Origin of the sequence: Aeromonas sp. 2HA2 (genome assembly GCF_029237345.1) — a bacterium.
GTDB lineage: Bacteria > Pseudomonadota > Gammaproteobacteria > Enterobacterales > Aeromonadaceae > Aeromonas > Aeromonas salmonicida.
On the sequence record NZ_JAACGB010000005.1, the window covers coordinates 157066 to 182772 of the forward strand.

The 25707-nt window shown below is 52.0% G+C and carries 16 protein-coding genes; 3 read left to right on the forward strand and 13 right to left on the reverse strand.

Annotation, left to right across the window (positions count from 1 at the left end; translation table 11 throughout):
• Positions 1 to 12 precede the first annotated feature (12 nt).
• The 10 genes from GWQ29_RS09395 to GWQ29_RS09440 all read right to left on the reverse strand — a co-directional run bounded on the left by GWQ29_RS09395 (position 13) and on the right by GWQ29_RS09440 (position 12840).
• Positions 13 to 1083 (reverse strand): galactosyltransferase-related protein, encoded by a 1071-nt coding sequence (locus tag GWQ29_RS09395; RefSeq protein ID WP_275919284.1) that lies wholly within the window; start codon positions 1081 to 1083, stop codon positions 13 to 15.
• A gap of 13 nt (positions 1084 to 1096) precedes the next feature.
• Positions 1097 to 1966 carry a UTP--glucose-1-phosphate uridylyltransferase GalU gene (galU, locus tag GWQ29_RS09400; protein ID WP_271771107.1) on the reverse strand — a complete coding sequence of 290 codons (870 nt, stop codon included), beginning with the start codon at positions 1964 to 1966 and terminating at the stop codon, positions 1097 to 1099.
• A gap of 12 nt (positions 1967 to 1978) precedes the next feature.
• On the reverse strand, positions 1979 to 2929 hold the full coding sequence (locus GWQ29_RS09405) for a hypothetical protein (protein ID WP_275919285.1): 951 nt from the start codon (positions 2927 to 2929) through the stop codon (positions 1979 to 1981).
• Between the two features lie 9 nt (positions 2930 to 2938).
• Positions 2939 to 4111, reverse strand: a complete 1173-nt coding sequence (locus tag GWQ29_RS09410) for a glycosyltransferase family 4 protein (protein WP_271771105.1) — start codon at positions 4109 to 4111, stop codon at positions 2939 to 2941.
• 2 nt (positions 4112 to 4113) lie between these two features.
• On the reverse strand, positions 4114 to 6810 hold the full coding sequence (locus tag GWQ29_RS09415; RefSeq protein ID WP_275919286.1) for a CDP-glycerol glycerophosphotransferase family protein: 2697 nt from the start codon (positions 6808 to 6810) through the stop codon (positions 4114 to 4116).
• Positions 6811 to 6846: 36 nt separating this feature from the next.
• Positions 6847 to 8331, reverse strand: a complete 1485-nt coding sequence (locus GWQ29_RS09420) for a stealth conserved region 3 domain-containing protein (RefSeq protein WP_275919287.1) — start codon at positions 8329 to 8331, stop codon at positions 6847 to 6849.
• Between the two features lie 162 nt (positions 8332 to 8493).
• Positions 8494 to 10152, reverse strand: a complete 1659-nt coding sequence (locus GWQ29_RS09425) for a polysaccharide biosynthesis/export family protein (RefSeq protein WP_275919288.1) — start codon at positions 10150 to 10152, stop codon at positions 8494 to 8496.
• A gap of 7 nt (positions 10153 to 10159) precedes the next feature.
• Positions 10160 to 11353: a sugar transporter gene (locus tag GWQ29_RS09430; protein ID WP_275919289.1), complete on the reverse strand. Its 1194-nt coding sequence runs from the start codon at positions 11351 to 11353 to the stop codon at positions 10160 to 10162.
• 31 nt (positions 11354 to 11384) lie between these two features.
• Positions 11385 to 12035 (reverse strand): ABC transporter ATP-binding protein, encoded by a 651-nt coding sequence (locus tag GWQ29_RS09435; RefSeq protein ID WP_265461308.1) that lies wholly within the window; start codon positions 12033 to 12035, stop codon positions 11385 to 11387.
• Between the two features lie 4 nt (positions 12036 to 12039).
• Positions 12040 to 12840, reverse strand: coding sequence for an ABC transporter permease (locus GWQ29_RS09440; RefSeq protein ID WP_271771096.1), 801 nt, complete (start codon positions 12838 to 12840; stop codon positions 12040 to 12042).
• Positions 12841 to 13670: 830 nt separating this feature from the next.
• Between GWQ29_RS09440 and GWQ29_RS09445 the strand changes: the two genes are divergently transcribed.
• Positions 13671 to 14195: an acyloxyacyl hydrolase gene (locus tag GWQ29_RS09445; RefSeq protein ID WP_265421566.1), complete on the forward strand. Its 525-nt coding sequence runs from the start codon at positions 13671 to 13673 to the stop codon at positions 14193 to 14195.
• A gap of 93 nt (positions 14196 to 14288) precedes the next feature.
• On the opposite strand, the gene GWQ29_RS09450 is transcribed toward GWQ29_RS09445, so the two are convergent.
• From GWQ29_RS09450 to GWQ29_RS09460, 3 genes are all read right to left on the reverse strand, one after another.
• On the reverse strand, positions 14289 to 14930 hold the full coding sequence (locus GWQ29_RS09450) for an energy-coupling factor ABC transporter permease (RefSeq protein WP_275919290.1): 642 nt from the start codon (positions 14928 to 14930) through the stop codon (positions 14289 to 14291).
• A gap of 95 nt (positions 14931 to 15025) precedes the next feature.
• Positions 15026 to 15811: a pyruvate formate lyase 1-activating protein gene (gene pflA, locus GWQ29_RS09455; RefSeq protein ID WP_219598727.1), complete on the reverse strand. Its 786-nt coding sequence runs from the start codon at positions 15809 to 15811 to the stop codon at positions 15026 to 15028.
• A gap of 65 nt (positions 15812 to 15876) precedes the next feature.
• The gene (locus tag GWQ29_RS09460; protein WP_275919291.1) at positions 15877 to 18816 is read right to left on the reverse strand and encodes an EAL domain-containing protein; all 2940 of its coding nucleotides are present in this window, start codon (positions 18814 to 18816) and stop codon (positions 15877 to 15879) included.
• A 134-nt stretch (positions 18817 to 18950) separates the two neighbouring features.
• On the opposite strand from GWQ29_RS09460, the gene GWQ29_RS09465 reads away from it, so the two are divergent.
• Together GWQ29_RS09465 and GWQ29_RS09470 are read left to right on the forward strand one after the other, a co-directional pair.
• Positions 18951 to 20639: an FAD-dependent oxidoreductase gene (locus GWQ29_RS09465; protein WP_275919292.1), complete on the forward strand. Its 1689-nt coding sequence runs from the start codon at positions 18951 to 18953 to the stop codon at positions 20637 to 20639.
• Between the two features lie 169 nt (positions 20640 to 20808).
• Positions 20809 to 25695 carry an alpha-2-macroglobulin gene (locus GWQ29_RS09470; RefSeq protein WP_275919293.1) on the forward strand — a complete coding sequence of 1629 codons (4887 nt, stop codon included), beginning with the start codon at positions 20809 to 20811 and terminating at the stop codon, positions 25693 to 25695.
• Positions 25696 to 25707: the final 12 nt, after the last annotated feature.

Here is a 25707-nt window from a genome sequence, read left to right on the forward strand (position 1 = left end):
TAAAAAGGAAGCTTAGAGAGATGCGGGTTTGAACATGTCTCTGAAAAAAGCACGTGGATTGAGGTAAAGCTTGCGCAGTTTTCGCCACAGGGGGCGTTTGAGCCGAATGCCATCCTGCCAGCGCAACAGTCCCGGATAGTCACGGACGGGATAACCCGCCTCTTCCTGCAAACGGATCATCCACTCCCGGAAGTCCGGCAGCTCTCCATTGAGGTCATTGCAGGGCACAATTGGCCCTTTCAAGGGGCCTCGCTCTGACTCTGAGCGTGACAGCATCTGTTCCAGCAACTGATCGTTGCCCGCCCTGCGCTTGTGATAGGGGTGAGTCAGAGGGCGCGGGTGCCACTGATGCACCAGAAACCGGCCGGCAAACAGATGGGGAAGGGCATAGTAACTGAAATAACGGCGAAACCCCTGATAATCCCCCGGGTGCTGTGCCTTGATATTCAAGCCATAATCATCGGGCCTTGGCCCTATGGGATAATGGCGAGTCAGCCGGTCAATCAGTTCCAGATCCTCGCCACCGTGGCCGACAAACTGTTCGTCAAAGCCCCCCAGTTGCAAAAACCACTCGCGATTGAGCAGCAAGCAACTGCTGGCCAGGGCAATCCCTTCTACCCTGTGATTCTCACCGCGCAGAAAGGATTCCAGACAGCCTTGAAAATCCCCGTCAAACCGCTCTGTCTCTTCCTTGGTCAGATAGAGGCAGGGGTACATTTCAAAAGCAGTTAAGCCGTATTGACTGCATGTCTGGCTACGTTCGGATAATTGCTCAACCAGCTCGGGAGGACAGAGCAGATCTGCATCCATAAGGAAGAGTGCCTTTGTCGTGCTGCACTTGATTGCGTGGTCACGGGCAATTCCAGGTGAGTAGACTGGAAATGGTTGTACATCTTCTATCAAATGAGCATTCACTCTGTCTGACAGAAATTGTTTCCGGTTTGTGGGGATCTGAATGTCCAGCTCTGGTTTGATAGAAAGAGACTGGAGGCACGCCTCCAGTCTCTTTCTCGCTGCGTCCAGACTTCCCCGACCGCTTTGTTGAAAGTGAAACGGGGTGATAACACTGAGATCGCGCGACATATTTTCCCTAAATTTAGCCAATCAGCTCTTCAAGGTAAGTACGCAGCGTTGATGAAAGCTCAGGATGGCGCAGGCCATACTCGATATTTGCCTTCATATGACCCAGCTTGCTACCGCAGTCGTAACGAATACCATCAAATTGATAGGCCAGTACGTCCTGTTCCTTGAGCAGATCGGCGATCGCATCAGTCAGCTGGATCTCGCCACCTGCGCCACGCTGAGTGCTTTCAAGCAGTTCGAAAATCCGAGGTTGCAGTACATAACGACCGACGATCGACAGGTTGGATGGGGCTTCTTCCCGAGGAGGTTTTTCGACTACACCATTCAGTTTGTAGAGACGCTCACTCAAGGTTATGGGATCAATCACACCATATTGGCTGACGTTCTCCATTGGTACTGCTTCTACGGCAACCACTGAACTTTTGTTCTCACTTGAAAGCGCGATCATGGTGTCCAGACAGGGGGTCTGTTCACAATAGATCATGTCATCGGCCAGCAATACCGCAAACGGTTCATTACCTACAATCTGCTTGGCACACAGGACGGCATGACCCAAACCCAGGGCTTCGGTCTGGCGAACATAGAAGCAGTTCACGCCCGCGGGAATGATATTTTTGACTGCATCCAGCAAAGCGTTTTTACCGGCTTGCTCGAGCTTGTACTCCAGCTCGAAATTGCTGTCGAAATGATCTTCGATAGCCCGTTTGGTCCAAGAGGTCACAAAAATAAGATCCGTGATACCGGCAGCAATGGCCTCTTCAACTGCATATTGGATCAACGGCTTGTCTACAACCGGCAACATTTCCTTTGGACATGCCTTGGTGGCAGGCAGAAATCGTGTTCCCATACCGGCAACGGGAAATATGGCTTTGTTTACTTTCATAAATTCCTCTAATTATGCAATGAGACTTTCTGAAGAAAGGTATTCATTAATAAAGCGTTTTGTTATTTGAGCGTGCATTAAATCGTTGTCGATAGTACTCACACATTTAGAGACAAGACCTAAATCGATACCTGGGTCTTTTAGTGATGTATAGACCACAGCATTTTCATTAAAGTCTGGTTTGAAAAACTTATAACCATTGTTAACTAGCTCTCTAGATATAAATCGCATTACTGGAGAGTTTTCATTGAATCTCTCAACATTTGTAATTGGAGCAAAGAACGCAAAATTATATTTTCTTTGCTTCATGATTTCATAGCCAGCAAAGCATCCCTTTGATGCAGTTATAATATGGCAGTCAGATGCAGATAGATTGTTTTCTTCTAAAATTCCATCAATTAAATTTATAATGTTGTCAATGTTTGGTTTTTTTTCTTCATCAAAAATTAGGCAAGACCCATTTGCCCAAAAGAGATCTATCAAATGCACTCTATAAATATCCGGTCTGAATGGGAAAGATTTCATTGTCATTACAGAGTACTGTGAGTCGGAATCTATATTATTCCCCATCCCCGGTAAGGTGATAACGAGCTTTTTGGGCTGAACTTTGCTCGGGTAATGGAAGAAGTATTGTCCATTGTAGTATTCTAGTTGTTCTTGAATTAGTTTTTTTTCAAACTCAGTTTGTAGCCTAGATTCATCTATAAGAGCAGCAGTAATATGGAATTCACCGACTGGTGTCAACTTTAATGATGTGGTTCCTTTAGGAATAGGGATGTTTCTTATTATGACTGCATCAGAGACCTTCAATCCATTGACATAATATGCGTTAGTAGTATTTTTTTGGCCATGAGTGAAATGAAGGCATACTCTATCCCAGTTATTCACTGTTGAGGTATTTAATCTTTCCACTCTAATATTAATATATTTTTTGTTGTGAGGGATGTTATCTATATCTATCATCACAAGTCACTATTGCTCATTGTTGTTTTTAAGGCTTAGAAGAATAGACTCCCAGCGTTTCCCTATCGAATTTAAACTATATTCTTTAGCACTTTCAAAAGCATTTTTACCTAGTTTCTTTCGCTCTTCTTTATTTTCTATCAAACGGGAGAGACTTTCGCTAAAAGCATCAATGTCGCCACATGGAATCAAAAGACCATCATGCTCATGCTTGATAATCTTGCGAGGCCCATCACATGCAAATGCAACACATGGCACACCTTCTGCCATTGCCTCAATCACAACCATCCCAAATGACTCACTATTTGAAGAGAGTGCATAAATAGAAGATCTTCTCAGCTCTTGAGATACATTCTTAGTTGATGGATAGATGAAAATGTTGTTGAAGAGGCCTTTCTGATGAATCAAGTCTCTTATACTATGTTTAAGCTCACCATCACCAAATATTTTCAGTTTCCACTCAGGGTGTTTATGTACAATTTTTTCAAAAGCTAACACTAAGTTATCAAGTCCTTTATCCTCAACAAAACGCCCAATGGCAATAATTTGTTTTGCATCGAGTGGTGCAGGGCTGGAACCTAGTTTTGTAGCATTAGGAACATTAATAACTCTAGTCGACTTGCCTTTAAAAAGCTCAGAATAGTAGTTTGTTGCATTATCGGTGAGGCATGTTAATGCATCAAGTTTTGCATATGTTTTCTTTATTTTCGACTGTAACTTGACAGAGTGAACATGATATTCTTTGTGCTCTTGCCCGACTTTAATTATGTTTGATGGGAGTAGTTTGGCAGAGATAACATTAAATGAAGGGATTGTCGTTATGAGCGCACCATCATTTATTTTTTTCAATCTCTTTATTAGCCTGTAATCAGTGTAAAGAGAGAAGTTTTTGTACAGATCTTCATCTTTATGAATGATCATGCTTGGTATTTTTGATAAACCCTTCTTTAATAGAGTACTAAAAGTGCCAAGACCATGATATCTATATTTTGCCCGAGAATCTGAGATTGTACGAACCTTGATCCTCTTATCTATAGGAAAGCTGGGTATATCACTTGTTCTCTTTATGCTTATAATTTCTACCTTAAATCCGTTATCAGCAAGATGATTGGCGGTATTGACAATTGTCTTCACTGTGCCGCCGATGCCAAAAATATTATATGCTAAAATTGAGATGTTCATTTTTATTTCCTTTCAGCGGGCACAGTTATTTCACGATACACTCGGTGACAGTTACTGTCATCGATATTATTTATGAATAATTTCAATTTAGACAAATGCCGATTTTCAAACCTGCAGTCTTTCTCTACCATATCCTTCAATTTAGTAGTGAAGTCATCATATGAGTAGCTAATAGGGCCTGGCAATTGGCTTTGAAAACTTACGTACGCCCCTCGTTTGGTTAAATACTCGCTGACATCAAATTGGAAAAACAGTGTAGGTTTGCGCATGAAAAGAAAATCCCATGCAACGCTAGAATAATCTGTCACCATGCCAGCACTTTCTTTTATTAGCTTTTGTACTGTATCTTCTGCGAGATCAGCAATCAGTATGTTCTCACAAGTTGAATTGAATAATGTTATATATTTTTTATAAATCTCAGTGTGAGGGAGTATTTTTATTATGTAGTTGTTTTTAATGAGGAACGAATTAAGGTCTTTGTCGGAAAGAAGTCGTTTGTAATTTTTGTAAAAGTCAGACTCAATAAAGCTTTGCTCTGAGTCTACGAGCCAATCACGCCAAGTAGGCATGATAAAAATCTGCCGTTTTGGCTTAGTTTCATACTTATATAAGTCATCGAATCTAGGTAGGCCTGAAACTATTACTTGATCTGATCTGAATTTTGACTCGCGCATCATAATTCTTTTTTCATTCTCTGACGAGACCACAAATTTAGTTATTTTATTGTTATATGAACTACCACTCATACCAATTCGCTTCATGGCTAATATACCATGCTGAAGATAAACTATGTCCTTATCATTTCTATATATGACTGGATGTTTTATCGATGGTAAGACATCGCGAATTCCATGAGCAACGATTAGTTTATTTGCAAGGTGATAGAGGACTTTATGTTTAAATGAGTCATATATGATGGTATTTCTTTTAAATGGCGTTAGTTTGTCATAGTGAATGCTGTTTTTTCTTATTACATAGTAGGCATGCTCATTTTTTAATTCAAGAGCATGCTTAAAAAACGCAAAGCCATTATCTTGGGCAACATCACCAAGGTTTTCACCAACAAGCCAAACATCTTTTTTGAATGCTTTTTTTATGGCTGTTGCTGTAATTTTTGCCATGAAAAGGGAAAGTTTACTTGTATTCTTCTCATGTTCTCTTAATGGTCGTACTTCAATGCTAGTCAAATTTTTCTTACATACGACGCAGGAGACATAAACACCATCACCTAAGGAGACTTTATTCTTTTTGAATGTTTTGAAATTAGCCCTCAAGCGCGGGGATGTATCATTTATAAGATGGCTTTCATTATTTTTAACATAATGAATGAAGTATGCATTTTCATTCTTTGAAATCTGACTTACATCAATGATACTAATGAATTTATTTTGTTTTTTCTCAAAAGAAATTGTACTTCCATCTTTTCCAGAAACGGCAACTATATTGATGTCATCGTCAACAGATGGGCTGTCAATGTGTACCTCAATCTTCCTGCCGATCGTAATCTTGTTGATTTTGCATTCACACTCTCGTTCAACTGAAAACAGGAGTTTATGTGCAGTATTAAAAAATGGTTTTATCTGGATTGATATATCTTGATTATCAAAGTTGGCGGGTGGATATATTAATACGTCACTGCTTTTAACATGCTCTTCATCCAGCATATGGCTGATTGGTAAATTATGGATGTCACCATTCTTTAGCGTTACCTCCCAGTAGAGTTCAGCTATTTTTTTTGAACTGTTTATTAAGTCCTGAAACCACTCAAAGGGTAATGAAAACTCTAGCCCACCATTTTTTACAGATTTAACTGATGCCATTTTGAAATTATTATCATCTATGACAAGCTTGGCTTTTAAATGTTTGTATAAACCGAGATAAATTTCATTGACTTTGCAGTTAATTAAGAATTCTTTATTCTTATACAGAATTGACTCTTGTTTTGAAAATGTAGTTGTTAAATCTCTAACGTTGAGACTTACTTGACCGTCTTGGGTTATATAAGGTTGAAATTTAAATAACTTATCTTCGTGAAAACTATTTATTTTTTGCAGCGACAACACTTCACTTTTTGCGTTTAATCGAACGAAACTATCTACCCCATTAGATTCAACTTTTACATAGAAGTCCCATATTCCTGACTTATCAAAAGTCTTACTCTTGGGGAAGGTAGCCAAGTAAGTGTCTTGGTCATCATGCTGTATTGCCAGGCTGTCCGCCTCAATATTATTAACTCTATGCCTGGCGGTTAAACATTTTATACTATAGACGCTGGGTAACTTATTGCTAAATTTAAGATATAAATTTTTTTCATCATCATCAATGCTTAAAACTAAAATTCTGGATGTCAATAAACTAATCGGAGTTACCTCAATAGAGGACTGCTCTTTGTTTATTTTTATTAAATTAGTAGATCCATGCAGTACAGAAAAGTCTCCTGTCTGCAAGAATGAAACATCGATAATATTTCCAGTAGAGGTTATTGCATCTATCTTATATGAGCCTTTCTCTAGTAGATCAATATTATTGAGGTTACACTTTGCTTTGTTTTTCTTAAAAAATAGCTTTCCAATCTCTTGCTTTTTGTTGTTCTGTGTTGCGATAAGCTTTATGCTTTTATTTTGTGTACCATCATTTAATCTTGCTGAAACCAAGAAGTAATTAGCAGAGCCTTTCTCTATTTTATTTATGGAAAGCATGAATAATCCCGTTATTAATATCTAAGTTATTTTTAATCAACGCTCAAAGTTTGATTTGCTATTAAATAGTCTATCTAAATATGAAATGATACTTACATTCCATTTGTCATCATTACAACTAGTCCCCCCATCATTAATACAGAAGGTTTTAGTATCTTCAGGAATCATTTTCCAGAAATTCACTCTTTTACTATATCCAATATAACGACAGTTAAGACTTCCCAAACTTGACTGTTTCTTTATGAATGAATAATGGTGGTATAAGAATGATGGTATGGATATATCAGTTCTACTTCTAAAACGGTTATGTGTAGTTTGTAAAACCTCAGCATGGTACTGTTTACAGATCTCTTTCAGAACATCTTTACGCAATGCATAGGGCGAGTGTTGATGTAACTGAGTAGGAGTTACATTATGAGTTTCTGCGAGTAAGCGTTGCCCATTTAAGGCTGCATTAATATAGTCAGGATTGTTTTTTGATACAATGCCATTCACAACCCCATACGGTTCTAGGTTTGATATAGACACACCATTCGATAAGAAGAAGTCTTCTTTTTTTACATCGCTGGAAAAGAAAAAATCATCATTTAGATATAAGAAGTAATTTGAAAGGCCTTCTATTTTATGAATGTTTGCTTCGATGGCATGAGAGTTAAAAGTCGGCAGACTCGTTTCTGGCATGATCTCATTATGATTAATAATCTTAATTTTTGGATTATCTACATCTAACCATTTTGGTGGTGTGCAATTCGTCACTATGTAAACTTTATTTATCCAAGGAGCATGTCGCTCTAGCGATCTTAGTGAAAATTTAAGTTCATCTCTATTAAAAAAGCGACCTAAACCAACAGCATCACCCGCTATATTTCCCCGCTCTTTTTTGTAATTTAAATAGCTCTCTTGCCATTTTATATCTGTATGATCAACCCAAGTATAAACAGCATCTATTTTGAAATTATGATTTGATGATGGGTTGGATTGAAACATGTTCCTAACGTAGAAAATATTGCCTTTTTTAAAGGGAGCTATGTCATAAAATGCAGATTTATATATTCTTTTTGCTATTACATGGTCATTGATTGATTCGTAGCAGTCACTTTTCTCAATCCAATAGCTGATGTTTAATCGGATTGTTCCAATCTTGCAGGTTATTTCTCCGTGAATATTTAACTCTTTAATGAATCTATAGACACCAAAAGTTCCAAACTTGAATTTCGTTTTTTTTGTGTAAAACGAGACATTAATACTTTTATCTTTATATAGACAGTAAAGGAATTTATAAACAGTGTAAGCAGATCCTTTTAATATTCCTATGTGCAATGATTTAGCAAGAAAATTTTCTTTTGTAATAACAATGTCAGTTATTGAGGATAGATCGTTTTTTAATGACTCTATACTGATGTTCTTCTGAAAGTTATGCAGTTTTTTAACAGAGGATAAAGAAAGCTTAATTGTTTGGTAAGCAGGGGAGTCATTAAGGAAGTTATGTGGGTTTCTTAAAAGCTTACTAAATTTTGACATGGCATAGTTACACTCTTTAATATCATTAAAAGGCCCCCATTATTAATGAGGATTTTAAAAAGAGACTATTTTAGTGTCATGATATTAATTAATATATGCATGATATGCGGAAATGATTTTTTTGGGAAAATATGTTAGGGGCAAATTATTGCCCCTTATTTATTAGAGCAGTACCAAGGCCCTTGCCGAAATGGCGATTTGATAGAGCACCTCGGTAATATCCTTGGTGATCTGCAGTGACTTGGTATCGACCTGAGGCAGGACGAAAATTTCGTCACCCGGTTTTATGGCTATCTCTTTATTTTCCAGATCTCCCTTCTCAATCTGGCTGAAGGTGCCGTCACGATGCAGCAGCAGAATACGAGAGTTGCTGGCTTTCTGGGTAAAGCCGCCGGCCAGATCGATGTAGTCGGCCACAGTGCGCTTGCTGTCCATCAGGATGGCGTTCGGGAACATGACATCCCCATGCACCATGATGAGGTTGGTCTGGCGCGGAATGCGGATGATATCGCCCGGTTCGAGCCTCACATCTTCCATGTTGGTGCCATTGGCGAGCACCACCTGACCATTGGGTTGAATATCCTTGGCGCGCTCGACCCATTGCATCAGCAACTGTGCTTCGCTGTTGCGCAGTTTGGCTTCCCCCTCGGAAGAGGAACGGGCAGTCAGGATACTGGCTTCCAGCGCCTTGAGGGAGGAGTTCAGCATCTCCTTCTGACGCACCTTGACGGAGTCACGATAGAGCTGGATGGCGCTCAAGTCCGCATCCTGGGTCAGTTTCAGGCCATTGAGGATATCGCCGAGGCGGGCGCCGTACTTGAGCACATACTCCTGGGCACTGTCGTGTTCCCCTTCAACCCGCACCGCTATGGAGGCATAGCGCTTGTCGGCGATCACTTCCACAGTGTCGCCCGAGCTGATCATGTTTTTGGCCAGTTGGGCGTCATTGATGGGGTAGTAATCCATGTGGATATCTTCCCCCTGATTGCGGCTCACCCGAATATGGGTCGCATCGGGATCGGGCCTGGCCATCTGCATCAGCTCGGCCAAGGTGACATGGGGTTTGCTCAGTTCGAACTTGTTGGCGTTGGCAACTTTGCCCCTGACCGTGGTCTGATAGCGCAGCGGTGCTACCACTATGATATCGCCATCGCGCAGCTGGGTGGGCAGCAGGGTACCATTGACCAGAAACTGGTAGAGATTGTAGTGGCGCAGTGTCTTGCCATTGCGCTTGAGGGCGACGTCAAGATAACTGCCGCGCTCTGCGGCAATACCGCCCGCCTTGTCCAGAAAATAGAGGATGGAATCCCCTGACTGGCCGGCAAACAGGCCCGGTTGCTTGACAAAGCCGGTCACGAAGATCTTGACCGGCTGGCTCACGTCCAGGGTGGCATAGACGCTGACATTCTTCTGATAGACGGTGGTGACGGCGCCGAGCAGGGTGTCATTCAGTTGTTCGTTGCGTACCCCGGCGACCTTGATGGGGCCAACTTTGGGCAGGAAGATATTGCCCTGGTGATCGACCGTCAGGGGTTGATCAAATTCGACCCCCCCCCAAAGCTGCACCTGCAACCGATCGCCGATGGCGATGCGGTAATCCGGGTTGAAGCCATTGAAGGATTCCCGGGCAAACTCGCCGCGAAACAGCCAGTTGCCAAACACAGGATCCCGGGTCTGGGTATCCGTGATGACCTTGCGCACCGGGGCTCCTTCCTGGGAGATTTCCAGGGCATAAGCGGGTTGCAGCAAGAGGCCCAGACTCAGGGCCAGCAGACTCGGCTTGATATTGAGTGATCTAGTAAAGAAGTTATTCAACGACATACTCCTGTCAGTCCTGATGTTCGCGCAGGGTGGCAAGACCCATCACGATCAGACCGTAGAAAAGGCAAAGCAGAACACCGATGGTGGCCAGGTTGTAGAGACGGCGGGGATATTCGGCCTCTTCGGCCTGACTGGGCTGGCTCACCACCAGCAGGTGTTTCAATTTGCGGTACGCTTCGACGCGTGCCTGCTCCATGCTCACCAGCCCTGTCTTGTAGACGTCGGCGGCCAGCTGGGCTTGAACTTGTACTGCCTGATAGTCGGCATTGACCTCGTTGAGTGACTGCTTCTCGCTGCCGGTCAGGCGATTTTTCTCTTGCGCCAGCTGACGGGTGAGGGCATCGACCCTGTCTCTCACCGCCACCACGTCTGGGGCATTGGCATTCATATAGATTTGCAGCCGTTTAAGCTCGGCATCTTGGCGTACCAGCTCGGCTTCCAGTTCAGACACCACACCCATCATGGCGGTACTGGTGGCCTCGGGGCTCATCAGCTGGTGCTGGTTCTGGAAGGCCAGCATCTTGGCCTGTTCACCAAGCAGCCGCTCGTGGGAGCGGGCGACTTCGGTCTCCACAAACTTGAGCTGCTCCATCGCCACCTGACGGCTCAAGCGGTTGATAAAACCCTCGCTCTCTTTGAGCATCAGACTGACAACCTGCTTGGCATAGTCAGGGTCGAAGGCTTGCAGGCTGACGGTCAGCACGCCCGAGAGCTCATCCAGACTGACAGTGAGGTGCTCCCGATAAAACGCCAGAAACTCTTCGCGGGTGGCATCTTCAGGCAGGCGGGAGAACACGTCGGCGTTGTCGCTCTGATAGTGTTTTTTCAGTTGCAGCGCCTTATCCAGGGTGTTGAGCATATCCCAGGACTTGAGATAGTCCTGGATCACCAGCACATCCTGATGATTGCTGCCCCCGAGCCCCAGCATGGAGAGCGCATCTGGCAGCATCTTGAGCTGGTCGGCCTGCTTGACAATGAGACTCGCCTGACTGACATAACGATCGCTTGCCACAAAACTGTAATAGAAGGTTGCTAGCATGAAGCAACCTAGAATCCACAGAAAGCTGCCGAGCTTGATGGCCTTTTTCCAGGATTGGTGGGCGACTTGGTAGCCCTTTGAATCGATAAGAAACAGCTTGGGGTCACGCTTAAATTTACGCAGTTTGCGTTCAAGCAGGGCGGTCAAATTGGCTTTGGTCATAAAGGTCCGTGGAAATACTTTAAATGGATGTTCAGAGCTTTTGGTAGATGGCGATGGCGTCTTCGATGTCGTCGTGCAGGGTCAGTTGCCCGTTTTGCAGCACTATGCCCATGTCACACTGCTGGCGCAGTGTCTTCATATCGTGGGAGACCATGATCAGGCTGGCGGTTTCCCGCTTCTGGGTGAAGACATCGATGCACTTTTGTCTGAATCTAGCATCCCCCACCGAGGTGATCTCGTCGGTCAGATAGATATCAAAATCAAAGGCCATGCTGACGGCGAAGGAGAACTTGGATTTCATCCCGCTCGAGTAACCCTTGATGGGCAGCTCATAGTGCTTGCCAATCTCCGAGAACTCCTTCACCCACTCCTCGACCATCTCTGTGTCGTGTACCCCATGGATACGGCAGACGAAACGGGTATTTTCACGCCCCGTCATGCTGCCCTGAAAGCCGCCGCTCAGGGCCAGGGGCCAGGAGACCCGACTGTGGCGGAGCACCTTGCCTTTATTGGGCATGTCCATGCCGCCGAGCAGGCGCAGCAGGGTGGATTTTCCGGCCCCGTTTGCCCCCAGAATGCCGATGTTGCGATCCCCGGGCAGGATAAAGCTGACATCCTTCAGCACGTAATGGCGGCCAAATTTGGTGGGGTAGTATTTTGAGACGTTATCCAGAGTGATCATCTTGTTAGCTTGCGATTAGTCGTCGATGGCTGAGGCGATAGGCACTCATGGCGAAAGTGAGCAATATCAATGTAACGCTCACCAGATAAGACCAACTACCGCCCTGAGTCTGAAAACCGGCAATCCAGCCAGAGCGGATAAGCTCCAGGGCGTGCACGACAGGATTCCACAACAATAGGTGCTGATAGCTCTGGGGCACGGCTGCCAGTGGAAAGAATACCGCAGAGATCCACATCATGGGGCGCATCAGAATGGGGATCAGCTTTCTCGCCTCTTCAGAGAGGGATGTGGCGATACAGAACAAGGTTCCCAGCGCAAAGGAGAAGACCATCAGTATCCCGTACCCTGTCAGCACGGCCAAAGGGTCTGCGGGCATGGCATCAAAGCCAAACCACATCAGCCCCAGGATCAGTACAAAGGCCACCAGCACGCCGATCAAGGTTTCCAGCAAGAAGCGGGAGAACAAGGTGGAGAAAGGGGTCACCTGTCGATAACAGAACAGCCCCTTGTTGGCACTGACCGCCGATTGTAGTTGGCTAGCCATATTCTGAAACATGAGAAAAGGCAGGTAACCCGCCGCGACAAAGACAGGGGCTTCAACCCCGCCGAACCCGTTACGTTGGCGCATCCCAAAGATGAAGCAGAACAGCGCGATAGTAAGCAAGGGATCAAGTACAGCCCACGTGTAGCCCATACGGTAATTGCCGAAACGTGTCTTGAGCTCACGCATCAGCAGACCGAAGGTGACATCCTTCAGCACTGTCATGGGGGAGCGATGCTGGCTGGATAGAATTGGCTTGTTCAATGGTTGGTCTTTTCTTACAAAATGGAGTGGCGTTGTCTTGCTGACATCAAAAGAGGCGCGAGTCTACCATGTGTGTTCGATATGAACGTAATGGACCATTTCCCCATCCGGAATGACACAGGAACGATTGTTATCGCCTTGTTGGCGAGCGGTGTCTTTTTTGGTGTGTTAAAGGGGGGTTTTACCATGGCTACCGCACGGAAATGACATAGTCCCGTTCTAAAAACAATCAGCTTGTGGGCTTTAATAAAATTAATGGAAATAGGAGGGCGCTGAACAACAATGTTGTTCAGAAAATGATCCTGCTGTGCAGGTTGATTACCCCGTGCCCTCTGCGCGTCAATCTGTGACGAGCATCATGCTTTATTTTATTTGAGGCGCATCTTACTTATCAGGTGCGATTGAGTCAACACTCAATAATCAATCTGAGGAATTACGATTAATTTTTAAGTTGTTGTATTATAAGGGTTATTTAATTTGTTATTTAGGTTTAATACTTGTCGGATGAGTATCTATGGCTAAAAAGCGACTAATTCAGAATGCTCTTACATGGAGCCGTTTTTTGTGTGGTTGTTATTTGACCGACAAAACTGACCCATAGAGTAAATACGTCATCTGGTTATTTTGTGAGCTCAATAAATAGACTGTTGTGGACATTCATACTGTGCTTCAACTGAAACACCTTTCCGCGCTAGACTAATTTCCTGTAAAAATCTTGTTTTTTAGTTTTACCTGTTTTGTTGACAACTCTGCTCCCCACTGACTATTCCTGAGATGTGCCCATTTGAGTTTGAGGGGGCGCACCGGATAACAAGGACGTAGGAGGGGACATGCGCGCTAACACACTCTTGCTCTCGGGACTGCTGGCTTCGTTGATCGCCAGCACCGGAGCCATCGCCAATGACAACATTGTTGCCTTGCAACTGGGCACACCATCCGAAAACGAGAAACTCAGCATCTTCACGGCAGACGCCAAATATCACCACATGTTCTGGCGCTGGGGGGATTCCGGCTGCCAGTTTGGTCTGGGCGTGCGTGGCGGCATGCTGAAGGTGGGGGATGAGCGTACTGCCAGATTGGGCACTGGGGCGCGTGCCGAATGTCTGTGGGGGAACTGGGTGGTATGGCTCCCGGCCGAGGTGCTCTGGCTGGCGGAACATGAGTTCGGCCATCGTGGCAATGGCTTCAAGGATTACGGCGGCCCATTCCAGTTTTCCACTGGTATTGGCCTGGGGTACGCGATCACCAAGAACTGGCTGATTGGCTATCAGTATGAGCACATGTCCAACGCCAAGATGTATGAGCAAAACCCCGGCCTGGATACCCATACTTTGCATATCGAATATCGCTTCTAAGCTCTCTTCCTCTTGTTGCCCGGCCCCTGCTCGTCAGGGGCTTTTGCTGTCTATGGGCGAGTGTTGTGTCGCAGGCAAGCATGGCGCACGCGCTTAGCGCCCCAGGTATTCCCGATCGAAGAAGGTGTTGACCCAGTGGGGGCGGTAGACGGCAAGCAAAGTCATGGTCATGCCGTTGAGCAGGGCTTCGGGGAAGAGCAGCAGCGGCCAGATGGAGAGGTAGTCGGCGCTGATGGTATGCCACGGATAGGCGCCGCTCATCCCCATCAGCAGGGCGCTGGCGCTCATCTTGACCGAGATGCTCAGCGCGCCGCCAAAAAAGGCGACCACGAACAGATAGACGAACAGATGGCGGGGCATCCAGGCCCAGCTCGCCAGGAACAGCAGCCAGCTGGTAGCGACCGGCAGGGCGATGCCAATCAGTGCCTGCCAGCCGAAATCGGCGAGGGAGACAACCCCGAAGTAACCCAGAACAAGCAGTGTCAGGCAGGGAGCAAGCAGGGCCAGACGCCACCCGAGCAGCAGGGTCAGGCTGGTAAGGCCGAGAAAGTGCACTTCCAGCCCTTCATGCAGGCCGGCGCGCAAGGTCCAGAGCGGGACCAGTACGATGGCGCCGCCAAGGCAGAGGTGCTGATAGAGGGGTTGATCGAGCAGGGTACGCAGCAGGGTGCCACGCAGGCTGAATATCAGCAGCAATACCCAGAGCAGGAGGGCGGCCGCTTGTCCTTCACTCATGGCATCTCCTTGTCATGTGATGGCGTGCAGTGATGCAGTGATGCAGTGTCAATATCATCAGGGCTGGCGTATTCCTTGCCAGCCCTGATGAGGCATCAGTATTTGACGTTGTTGTGGTACTTGGCGAGTATGCCCTGAACTCTGTCCATGGTCTCCTTGCTGGGGGGCTTGATCCCGGTCAGATCATAGTTTTCACCCAGAACGTCCCACTTGTGCTTGCCCAGCTCGTGATAGGGCAGCAGTTCCACCTTCTCGACACTCTCCCCCAGCTCGGCGATGAACTGGCCCAGTCCCTCTGCGCTCTCGTCATCGTCTGACCAGGTCGGCACCACCACGTAGCGGATCCACATGGTCTTGCCTTTGGCGGCGAGATAACGGGCGAACTCCAGGGTGTACTTGTTGCTGACGTGGGTCAGGGGAATGTGTTTTTCGTCATTGATCTGTTTGATGTCGAGCAACACAAGGTCCGTGTTGTCGAGCACCTTGTCGAGCTGTTCGTCGTAGTGACGCACAAAGCCGTTGGTATCGAGGCAGGTGTGAACACCCTTCTCCTTGCAGGCGGCAAACAGTTCGGCGATGAAATTTTGTTGCAACATGGCTTCGCCACCGGAAGCGGTGACACCGCCACCCGAGGCATTCATGAAGTGGCGATAGCTGGTGATGTCGCTCATCAACTCCGGCACTGTCACTTCGCGGCCACCCTGGGTATCCCAGGTATCCCGATTGTGGCAGTACTTGCAGCGCATCAGACAGCCTTGCATGAATACGATAAACCGTATTCCGGGGCCATCAACGGTGCCGCAGGTTTCAACGGAATGGATCCGGCCAATGACACCGGATGCACTGGTTTCAACGGCAGGGATCTGATTACTGACAGACATAGACGACTCCAACGATTCGAGCAGGCCGTGATTTTATTACATAAATCCCTATAAATCCTACCTGTTTAGCCCGACTGGGCCGCGCCGAGCAGGCTCTCCAGGGCTTTTACCGTCAGCGGTCGACTGGTCAGGAAGCCTTGATAATGCTGGCATCCCAAGGTTTTGAGGATGGCGAGCTGCTCCTCATCTTCCACCCCTTCGGCGGTGACGGTAAAGCGGAAAACCTTGGCCAGATCCAGGATGGCCTTGACGATGGCCTTGTCCTGTTCGCTGTGAACCAGGGTTTGAATGAAGCTTCGGTCGAGCTTCACTTCGTCCGCCGGCAGATCCCGCAGATAGGCCAGCGACGAGTAGCCGGTGCCGAAATCATCGATGGAGAGCAGTATGCCGAGATCCTTGAGTTGCCGCATGCGGGCTATGCTCTCCAGCCGGTTTTCCAGCACCACGGATTCGGTCACTTCCAGCAGCAGGCGGGAAGGGGGCACGCCTGTGTCGCGCAGTATGTATTCCACCTGCTGCACAAAGCCTGCGGTGTGGAACTGACGGGCGCTGACGTTGACCGACAGGTGGGGAATGGCAAAGCCGCGATTGAGCCAGAAGCTGTACTGGGCACAGGCGGTCTTCATCACCCAGTAGCCTATGTCCTGGATGAGACTGGTCTCTTCGGCGATGGGAATGAACTCGGCCGGTGGCACCATGGTGCCGTCGCTGCGCTGCCAGCGCAGCAGTGCCTCTATGCCGGACAAGCTGCCATTGTCGACCCTGTATTGCGGCTGATAGTGCAGTTGCAGCTCATGGTGGCGCAGAGCATCGCGTAGCTGGTTGTTGATGGTGAGCTTGCTCTTCTCTTTCTCGGCCATGGCCTCGCTGAAGAAAACATAGTTGCCCTGACCGGCCCGCTTGGCCATGTGGGTGGCGGTGTCGGCCTGCTGCATCAGCACCAGATGATCCTGGTCTTCGCTGGAAAACAGGCTGATCCCCACAGATGCGCTGCAATGGAGTTTGTGATCCTCGATGTCGAACGGGGTGCGAAACAGCCCCATCAGCTCGCGGGCGAAGTGCTCGGCCAGGATCTTGGCAGTGACATAACCCTGACCCAGGGCGGTGAACAGCAGGGCAAATTCATCCCCCGAGATGCGGGCCAGCACTAGGTTGTCCTGAGGCAGTCCCTTGAGCCGCTCGACCACGGCTTGCAGCAGCTGATCGCCACAGGCATGGCCGAGGGAGTCGTTGATCGACTTGAAGTTGTCCAGATCCACCAGCAGCAAGGCGCCCCATTGACCGTTCGGTGCCTGCAGGGTGCACTGCATTATGTTGTTGAGGCTGCGCCTGTTGTAGAGGCCGCACAGATCGTCGTAATAGGCGAGCTGCTCTATGTGGCGGGCGGCGTCTTTTTCCTTGGTGATGTCGTAGAAGCTGCAGACGTAGTGACTGAATTCGCCGAGCTCATCCTTGACCCCGCTCACCATGAGACGCACCGGGAACAGATGCCCATCCTTGTGCAGGCAGCGCTCCTCGCCCATCCAGAACTCCTGCTCATCGATGGCCCGTCTGACATCCTCTTTCAGGTGATCGCCATAATAGGTCGGTCTAAGCCTGACAATATGCTGGCCGATCATCTCATCGTTGCCAAACCCCGTGATGCGGCCAAAGGAGTGATTGACCTTGAGAATGATCCCTTGGTGATCCATGACCAGCAGGCCGTCGTGGGTGTTGAAGGCCACTTCTGCCAGGCGCAGGGCATCGTCGGCGGCGAGCCGCTGCAACTCGATGGCGGCCCGTTCGTGTTGACTGCTGAGGGCATCGAGCAAGGGCATGGGATCGGTCAGCGGTGTGTCGAGCAGCAAGGTGAGCTGTCCCATGGGGGCGCCGCTCGGCCCGTGCAACGGCACGCCGACATAGGCTTTGGCATTGAGGGCCAGCAGTTGGGTGGCCTGTGGATAACGCAGGGGCAGGTCTTCCACATAGAGGGCCTGACCGTGCTGGAACAACTCCTGGGCGGGGCCGGGATCCAGCTGTATGGGTTTGAGGATGGAGAAGGTTTCTCCTTCTAGCACGCAGCGCGGAATGATCCAGAGCTCCTGGCCTCGCGGCTGGTATTCGCCGACCCAGCCGATGCGGGCACCACTCATGGTGACGGCCCAGTTTACCAGTGCACGGCAATAGGCGATGCCGGTCAACAGAGTCAGCTCGCCGGGCAAGGCCAGCACAGGATTGATGAGGGGTTCAGGCTCTGGCTGCCAGTGACCGAGCAATTGGGCGCTGTGGCGCACCAGTTGCAGCATCTCTTCGCTCAGCACTGTGGCGCTGAGGTACTCAAGGCTCAGCACGCCGATGAGTTTTTCCTGCTCCAGCAGGGCGCCATCGAGGCGCGAGCTCACCCCTGCATTGGCCAGATAGTAGTGCTGGCTCAACATGGGCTGGTGGGCCGCCTCGGAAAAACTCAAGGATTTGCGGGTGCGCAAGGCACGAATGTAACGACTGTCACCGCGAATGGCCGAAAGCCCCTCGGCGCCGAGGGCAAAGACAGGGGTCAGCTGTTCGCTGCCGAGGGAGCCATTGGCCTGATAGTGCCAGAGGATCAGGCGATCGGCCCCCAGGCTCTCCTTGAGGGCTTCCAGCATGGCGACGAACTGTTGCTGACTGGCCATCTGGCTCAGGCGTGGCAGCTGCAAGGCGAGATCGGCGATGGGCTCCTGGCGCTGGGTCTGCAGGCAGATGAGCCAGAAGGCATCCTGTTCATGGGAGAGGGCGATATGCCACTGCTGTCCGGCGAAGCGCAGCATCAGCTTGCCCCCCTGACCCTTGGCAAGGGCTTGCTCTATGGGCAGTCGCAGGGCATCCGGCAGTTGGGCCGGCCAGGCACTTCTCGGTTCATCCAGCCAATGAAGCGGGGTTTGCATCACATCGGTCAGGGCGACCAGCCGTTGGCTGCGCACATCCAGACGAAAGAACAGCGGTGTCTGGCTGGCAGGGGGAAGGTGACTGAGCGCGGTAGACGACATGAACTGATAACATCCTGTTGAACAACTGTCGGGTGGCAAGAATACTGCAAAATCGGTGCAAACAAAATTTCATTGAAATCTAAATTAGAAATCGCTAATTTAATGGCGATTTGTTGTTCACCGGAGTCTTGCTGATGAAACGGATCCTGATTGTAGGCGGTGTGGCTGGCGGCGCCTCTGCGGCGGCCAGAGCTCGCCGTCTGAGCGAAGAGGCCGAGATAGTGGTATTCGAGCGTGGCGAGTTTGTCAGCTTCGCCAACTGCGGTCTGCCTTACCACATAGGGGGGGACATACAGGATAGGGATGCCCTGCTGTTGCAGACGCCCCAGAGCTTCAAGCGCCGTTTCAATGTGGATGTGCGAGTCTTTCACGATGTGATCGAGATAGACAAGGCTGGCAAGACCCTGCTGGTGCGTCATCTGCAAACCGGTGAAGAGCGGCGAGAGCCTTACGATCAACTGCTGCTGAGCCCGGGGGCCGCGCCAATCCGTCCTCCGTTCCCCGGTATCGACAGCCCGCATGTTTATACCCTGCGCAATATCCCTGACATGGATCGCATCCTTGCTGCTCTGCAGCATGATCATCCGCGCCATGTCACTGTGGTCGGTGGCGGCTTTATCGGGCTGGAGATGATGGAGGCACTGCATCAGCGCAAGCTGGAGGTCACCCTGCTGGAGCTCTCCGATCAGGTGATGGCGCCGGTGGATAAAGAGATGGCCAATATGCTCCACGCCCGTATCCGGGAAGAGGGCATAGATCTGCGGCTGCGCACCGGTCTTGCTGCCATCGAAAGTCTGGATGTGCTGGCTGAGAAAACCGCCGCCGTGGCGAGCGCCACGCACAGTGGCTTGCGTCTGACCCTGAGTGATGGTTCACATCTTGAAACCGGCCTGTTGATCCTGGCCATCGGCGTCAAGCCAGAAACACTGCTCGCCGCAAAAGCAGGGCTGGAGTTGGGCCCGCGCGGCGGCATCAAGGTAGATGCCGGCATGCGCACCTCGGATCCCTTCATCCATGCGGTGGGGGATGCGGTGGAAGAGACAGATTTTGTGACCGGCGAATCCGTGCTGATCCCCCTGGCGGGGCCTGCCAACCGGCAAGGCCGCATCGCCGCCGACAACATGCTGGGGCGGGCCGAAACCTACAAGAAGACCCAGGGCACCGCCATCTGCAAGCTGTTCGATCTGGCGGTGGCCAGCACAGGCCTCAACGAGAAGCGCCTGGTGCAACTGGGCCTGCCGTTCGAGAAGGCTTATGTGCATCCGGGCAGCCACGCCGGTTACTACCCCGGGGCTCATCCGGTCAGCCTCAAGCTGCTGTTCGCCCCCGATGGCAAGATCTACGGTGCCCAGGCCATCGGCAAGGACGGGGTCGACAAGCGCATCGACGTATTGGCGGTGGCCCAGCGCGCCGGGCTGACGGTGTTTGACTTGCAGGATCTGGAGCTTACCTATGCACCGCCGTTCGGGTCGGCCAAGGATGTGATCAACATGGCGGGCTTTGTGGCGAGCAACCACTTGAAGGGGGATACCATCCTCTGCCACGCTGCCGAGGTGCAGGCTCGTCACCCCCATCAACAGGTGCTGGATGTGCGCAATGGCCCCGAACTCGACAAGCTGGGTCGCATCCCGGGTGCCCTGCACATTCCCCTCGATGAGCTGCGCGCTCGTCTGAATGAATTGCCCAGGGATAAAGAGCTGCTCATCAGTTGCCAGGTGGGCTTGCGTGGCCACGTGGCTTGCCGCCTGCTCAGCCAGCACGGCTTCAAGGTGAAGAACCTCTCCGGTGGTTTTAAAACCTGGCAGATGGCGGTGATGGACTAACCGACTCACCGCTGCCGTGAAACGCCGACCTCAGGGTCGGCTTTTTGTTATCTGTCTGGTAGCAATCGTGCTCGACATTTTGCAATGAGTTTTGTGTCAAGCGAGTCGGATGTCTTATCCTGTTGCCTATCGCGCTGCTATGGCAGCGATCCAATCCGGGATGGAACCTATGCGCCCTTTCGACCCTCGCCCTGCTGCTCACCAATGTGCTCATGCTTTCGTCTCACCACTTAGGCGCCGTTGGTCAGCCCTGTTGCTCACAGGGCTGACCGGTCTGCTCTTGGCCGGTTGCGGCCCGGACAAGCCGGCAACCGCCGATCAGGCGCCCGCTGCCCGGCAAGTTGCGGGGGCGCCAGACACTGTAGTGCAGGCCAATGCCCGCCAGTATCGGGATGCACCGGCGCTGGCGCTGGTCTTTTCCGGCCCGCTGGCGCCCAAGTCCAATTGGCAAACCTGGCTCAGTGTGAGCGAGGGGGGCAAGCAGTTGCAGGGGGAGTGGGTCCTGGCCGAGGATGGCCGCACCCTCTACTTCCCGCAGGTAGCGCCCGACAAGCGTTACAAGGTGACCCTCAAAGCAGGGCTGGGGCCCGAGGCGCAGAGCTGGACCCTCAAGACCCGGCCACTGGAGGCGGGAGCCTCCTTTGCAGCGAGCGGCATGGTGCTGCCGCTTCGTCAGGAGCTGCGCCTGCCCATCAGCGCGGTCAACGTGGATGAGGTCAATATTGATTTCTTCCGGGTCGATGCCGAGTATCTGCCACGCTTTCTGGCCGAATACAGACCCGGCGCCGGCATGGGTAACTGGGAGCTGGAGCAGATCACCAGCCGCGCCAAGCGGGTGTTCAGCGGCCGTTACGCCCTTGAGCTGGATCCCAATCGCCGCGAGACCCGCCTCATCAACGTCAAGGAACCGCAGCTGGCCGAGGCCGGCGTCTACTTTGCGGTCATGTCGCCCTTGGGCAACTACGACTGGCGCAAGGAGACCACCTATTTCGCGGTGAGCGACATGGGGCTCAGTGCCCGTCGCTATCGGGACCAGCTGGAGGTGTTTGTCAGCGCGCTCTCGAGCGCGGATCCCCTCAAGGAGGTACAACTCTCTTTGCTCGACGAGAAGGGCAATCGGCTGCAGGTGCAACAGACCGATCTGCGGGGGCATCGCCGCTTCGATCAGGTGCAGGGTGCGCGCCTGCTGCTGGCCGAGCAGGGCAAGCATCTGGCTGTGCTGCGCCTCGATGGCGCCGCGCTGGATCTCTCCGCCTTTGAATTGGGCACCCAGCCCTGGCAGGCCCAGCAGCTTTATCTGTTCAGCGGGCGGGATCTCTACCGCCCCGGCGAGCGGCTTGACAGCGAAATTTTGCTAAAAGGGCAGGATGGCCAGCTGCTGCCGGGCATGGCGGTGGAGCTGGATGTGAAACAGCCGGATGGCCAGCTGCTGGAGCAAAAACGTCTGCTGCCGGACAGCCTGGGCGCCGCCCATTATGGCCTGCGCCTGCCGGATGATGCGCCGCTCGGCCGCTGGAACATCACCCTGAAAACCGCCGCCGGCAGCCGCTTCGAGTGGCCCTTCCTGGTGGAAGAGTTCCTGCCGGAGCGGCTCAAGCTGCAACTCGGCAAGGGGCCGGATGGTGAATTGCTGAACCCGCAGGAGGCACTCACCTTGCCGTTGCAGGGGGATTATCTCTATGGCGCCCCGGCGAGTGCCACCAAGGCCAAGGCAGAGGTGAAGATAAGCCGCGCCACCATGCCCTTCACCCAGTGGCAGGAGTTTACGCTGGGGGATGTGCTGCTGACCGAGCAGGCCAGGGATCTGGAGCCTGTCACGCTCACCCTGGACCAGCAGGGGCATGGCGCATTTTCGCTGGTGGATCAACTTGCCAGCGTGGGGACCCTAGGGCCGCTGGAGGTGGCTTATCGTGTCTCTTTATCCGAGCCCGGTGGCAGGGCGGTCAATCGCAGCCGTACCCAGTACGGCTGGCCCACCGGTAGCCAGTGGCCTGCGCTCAAGGCCGATTTTGTGGCAGACAGAGTGGAGGGGGGCAAGACGCTGCCTTTCCAGATCCTCAACCTCGATGAGCAGGGCCAGCCGGTGGCGGGCGAGGTGAAGGTGCGTCTGGTCAATGAATACCGTGACTACTACTGGCACTACGCCGATGGCGAAGGGTGGAAGTACGAGTTCAACAGTCAGCCCTATCTGGAGCAGGAGCAGACACTGCAACTGGATGGCAAGGGGCCGACCACCCTCAGCTTGCCCTTGGCGGCGGGCTGGTATCGGTTGGAGGTGGAGAACAGCCAGGGCCATCAGTCCAGTCTGCGGGTCGAGATCGGCAGTTACGCCTGGGGTGGCGGTGGTGAGCAGGCGCGGCCTGACAAGATTGCCATCACCCTCGATAAACGCGCCTATCAGGCGGGTGACAAGGCGAAAGTGACGCTGGTTGCTCCCCGTGCGGGCAAGGGGCTCTTGCTGGTGGAGGATGGTGACGGCCTGCGCTGGTGGCAGCGTATCGAGCTGCGAGCCGAAGGTGGTGGATTGGCAGAGGCGCGTGGCGAGTTCGAGATCCCCGTCAGCCCTGAGTGGCAGCGTCACGATCTGCATATCTCTGCCCAGATTGCCGCCCCTGACAGCGAGTCAAAGCCGGTGAGCCAAAAGAGTGTGCAGAGCCTGCGCTCGGTCGGTTTGGTGCCGCTCGCGCTCGACCGGGAGGCACGCCGCCTGCCGCTCACCTTGAGTGCGCCGGACAAGGCGGTGCCGCTCACTCGCCTCGAGGTGGCGGTGACCTCGACACCAAACAGCCAGGGCCGGGTGGTACTGGCTGCGGTGGATCGGGGAGTGCTCAATATCAGCGACTACCAACCCCTCGATCCGTTCGAGATCTTCTTTGGCCGCAAGCGCTTCGCGCAAGACTTGTTCGACAACTACGGTCAGGTGATACCGCCGCAGGATGGCAAGCTGGCTCGCCTCAACTACGGCGGTGATGCGCCAGCCCTGAAGAAGGGAGGGGCGCTGGAGAGCCGGGTCGAGATCGCCGCGCTCTGGAGCGGTGAGGTGAGTTTTGACGAGAGTGGCAAGGCGGTGATCCCGCTTGATCTGCCCAACTTCAACGGCGAGCTGGCGCTGATGGCGCTGGCCTGGAACGAGCAGCAGGTGGGTCAGGCCGAGCGTGCCGTCAAAGTCGTGGCGCCCTTGGTGGCCGAGATAGGCTGGCCGCGTTTTGGCGCCAGAGGGGATGAGACCCGTGCCCTGGTGCAACTGCGCAACATGAGTGGCGAGGATCAAACCCTGTCGCTGACCTGGACCCTGACCGGTGGCTTGCAAGCGGGCGGCGAACTGCCCGAGACGCTGGCGCTGAAAAACGGCGAGGAGCAGTGGCTGACCCTGCCGCTCACAGTGACCGGGGCGAGCGGTGTGGCTCGCCTGCAACTGGCCGCCAGCGGCAAGGATTTTGCGGTAAACCGCGAATGGTCGCTGCCGCTGCGATCCCCCTGGCCAGCCCAGACGCGTCAGCGCTATCAGATGCTGGCACCCAACCAGCAGATGAGCTTTGCCCAGAGCGAGCTGGCCGGGCTGGATCCCGCCAATCTGCAAGGGCTGCTCAGCCTCTCCGGCACTCCTCCCTGGGATCCGGCCGGCCAGTGGCAAGCGCTTGCCCAGTACCCCTACGCCTGTCTGGAGCAGACCCTGTCTCGCGCCTGGCCTTACTTGCTGACTACGGCGGATGAGCGTGCTGCCTGGTCAAACAATCTGCCAAACGTGGACAAGCCGGTGAGCGAGGCGGACCTGCAGCGCGCCCTGCTGCAACGGTTGCAACGACTGCAATTGCCCAGCGGTGGCTTTGGTCTGTGGGATGGCCGCTCCGATGAGGAGCAGTGGCTCACCGCCTATGCGGCCGACTACCTGCTGACAAGAAAAGAGGCCGGTGATGCCGTGCCCGAGGCGATGCTCAATCAGGCCATCAACCGTTTGCAGAGCTATCTCGGCGACAGCCAGTATGGGGAGCGCTGGAGCAGTGCCCCCGAACACAGCCGGCTGGCTTATCAGGCTTACAGTGCCTTCGTGCTGGCGCGAGTAGGCAAGGCGCCGCTTTCCACCTTGCGCCTCATCTGGGAGCAGCAGGCGGATCATGCCCGCTCCGGTTTGCCGCTCTTGCACCTCTCGCTGGCGCTTTCCGCCATGGGGGATGAGCAGACGGCTGCCAAGGCTTTGACTCGGGCGCTGGCAACCCCGCGCGGCGATGACTATCTGGCCGATTACGGTTCGCCCCTGCGCGATGGGGCGTTGGAGCTAGCCCTGCTGCGCCAGCACAAGCTGGCCGAGGATCGCTGGCCCGAGCTCAGCGCCAAGGTGGCCGACACCCTGGCCCATCGCCAGTGGCTAAGCACTCAGGAGCGGCTGGCCCTGTTGCGGTTGGCACAGGTCGATCCTGCTGCTGACTGGCAGGCCAGGGTAGCGTCAATCAGTGGCGACCAGGCCGTTGCCGGTAAAAACAGTGCGCAGATCGGTGCCCCCGAGGCCCTGGCGGCCACTGGCGTCACCAACGAGGGCAAGGGATCCCTCTATGTGCAGCGCACCCTGGTAGGCTATCCCGAGCAGGCCCCCGTACGCATCAGCCAGGGCATGAGCGTGACCCGCAGCTGGTTCAATGCCGATGGTAAGCGCTTTGATCCTGCCAAGGTGAAGGTGGGCGATTTGGTGGTGGTGCGGCTCAATGTGAGCAGCGAGCAGACCGTGCCCGATGCCTTGCTGGTGGAGATGCTGCCGGCGGGATTTGAGCTGGAAAACCCGGCCCTTGGCACCAGCATCAAGCTCGAGGAGCTCAGTATCGAGGGCAAACCTGCGTGGCAGAGCGAGTGGAACGACTACCTCAAACATCAGGAGTTTAGAGACGACCGTTACACGGCCGCGCTGGATCTGAGCGAGGGGGGCAATCAGCAACTTGTCTATCTGATGCGGGCAGTGACCCCGGGCCGCTATCAGGTGCCGCCGACTCAGGTGGAAGACATGTATCGACCCGAACTGCGGGCGGTGGGCCAGGATATCCATGAGGTGACCATTTCTGAGTAATTCGCCTTTGCA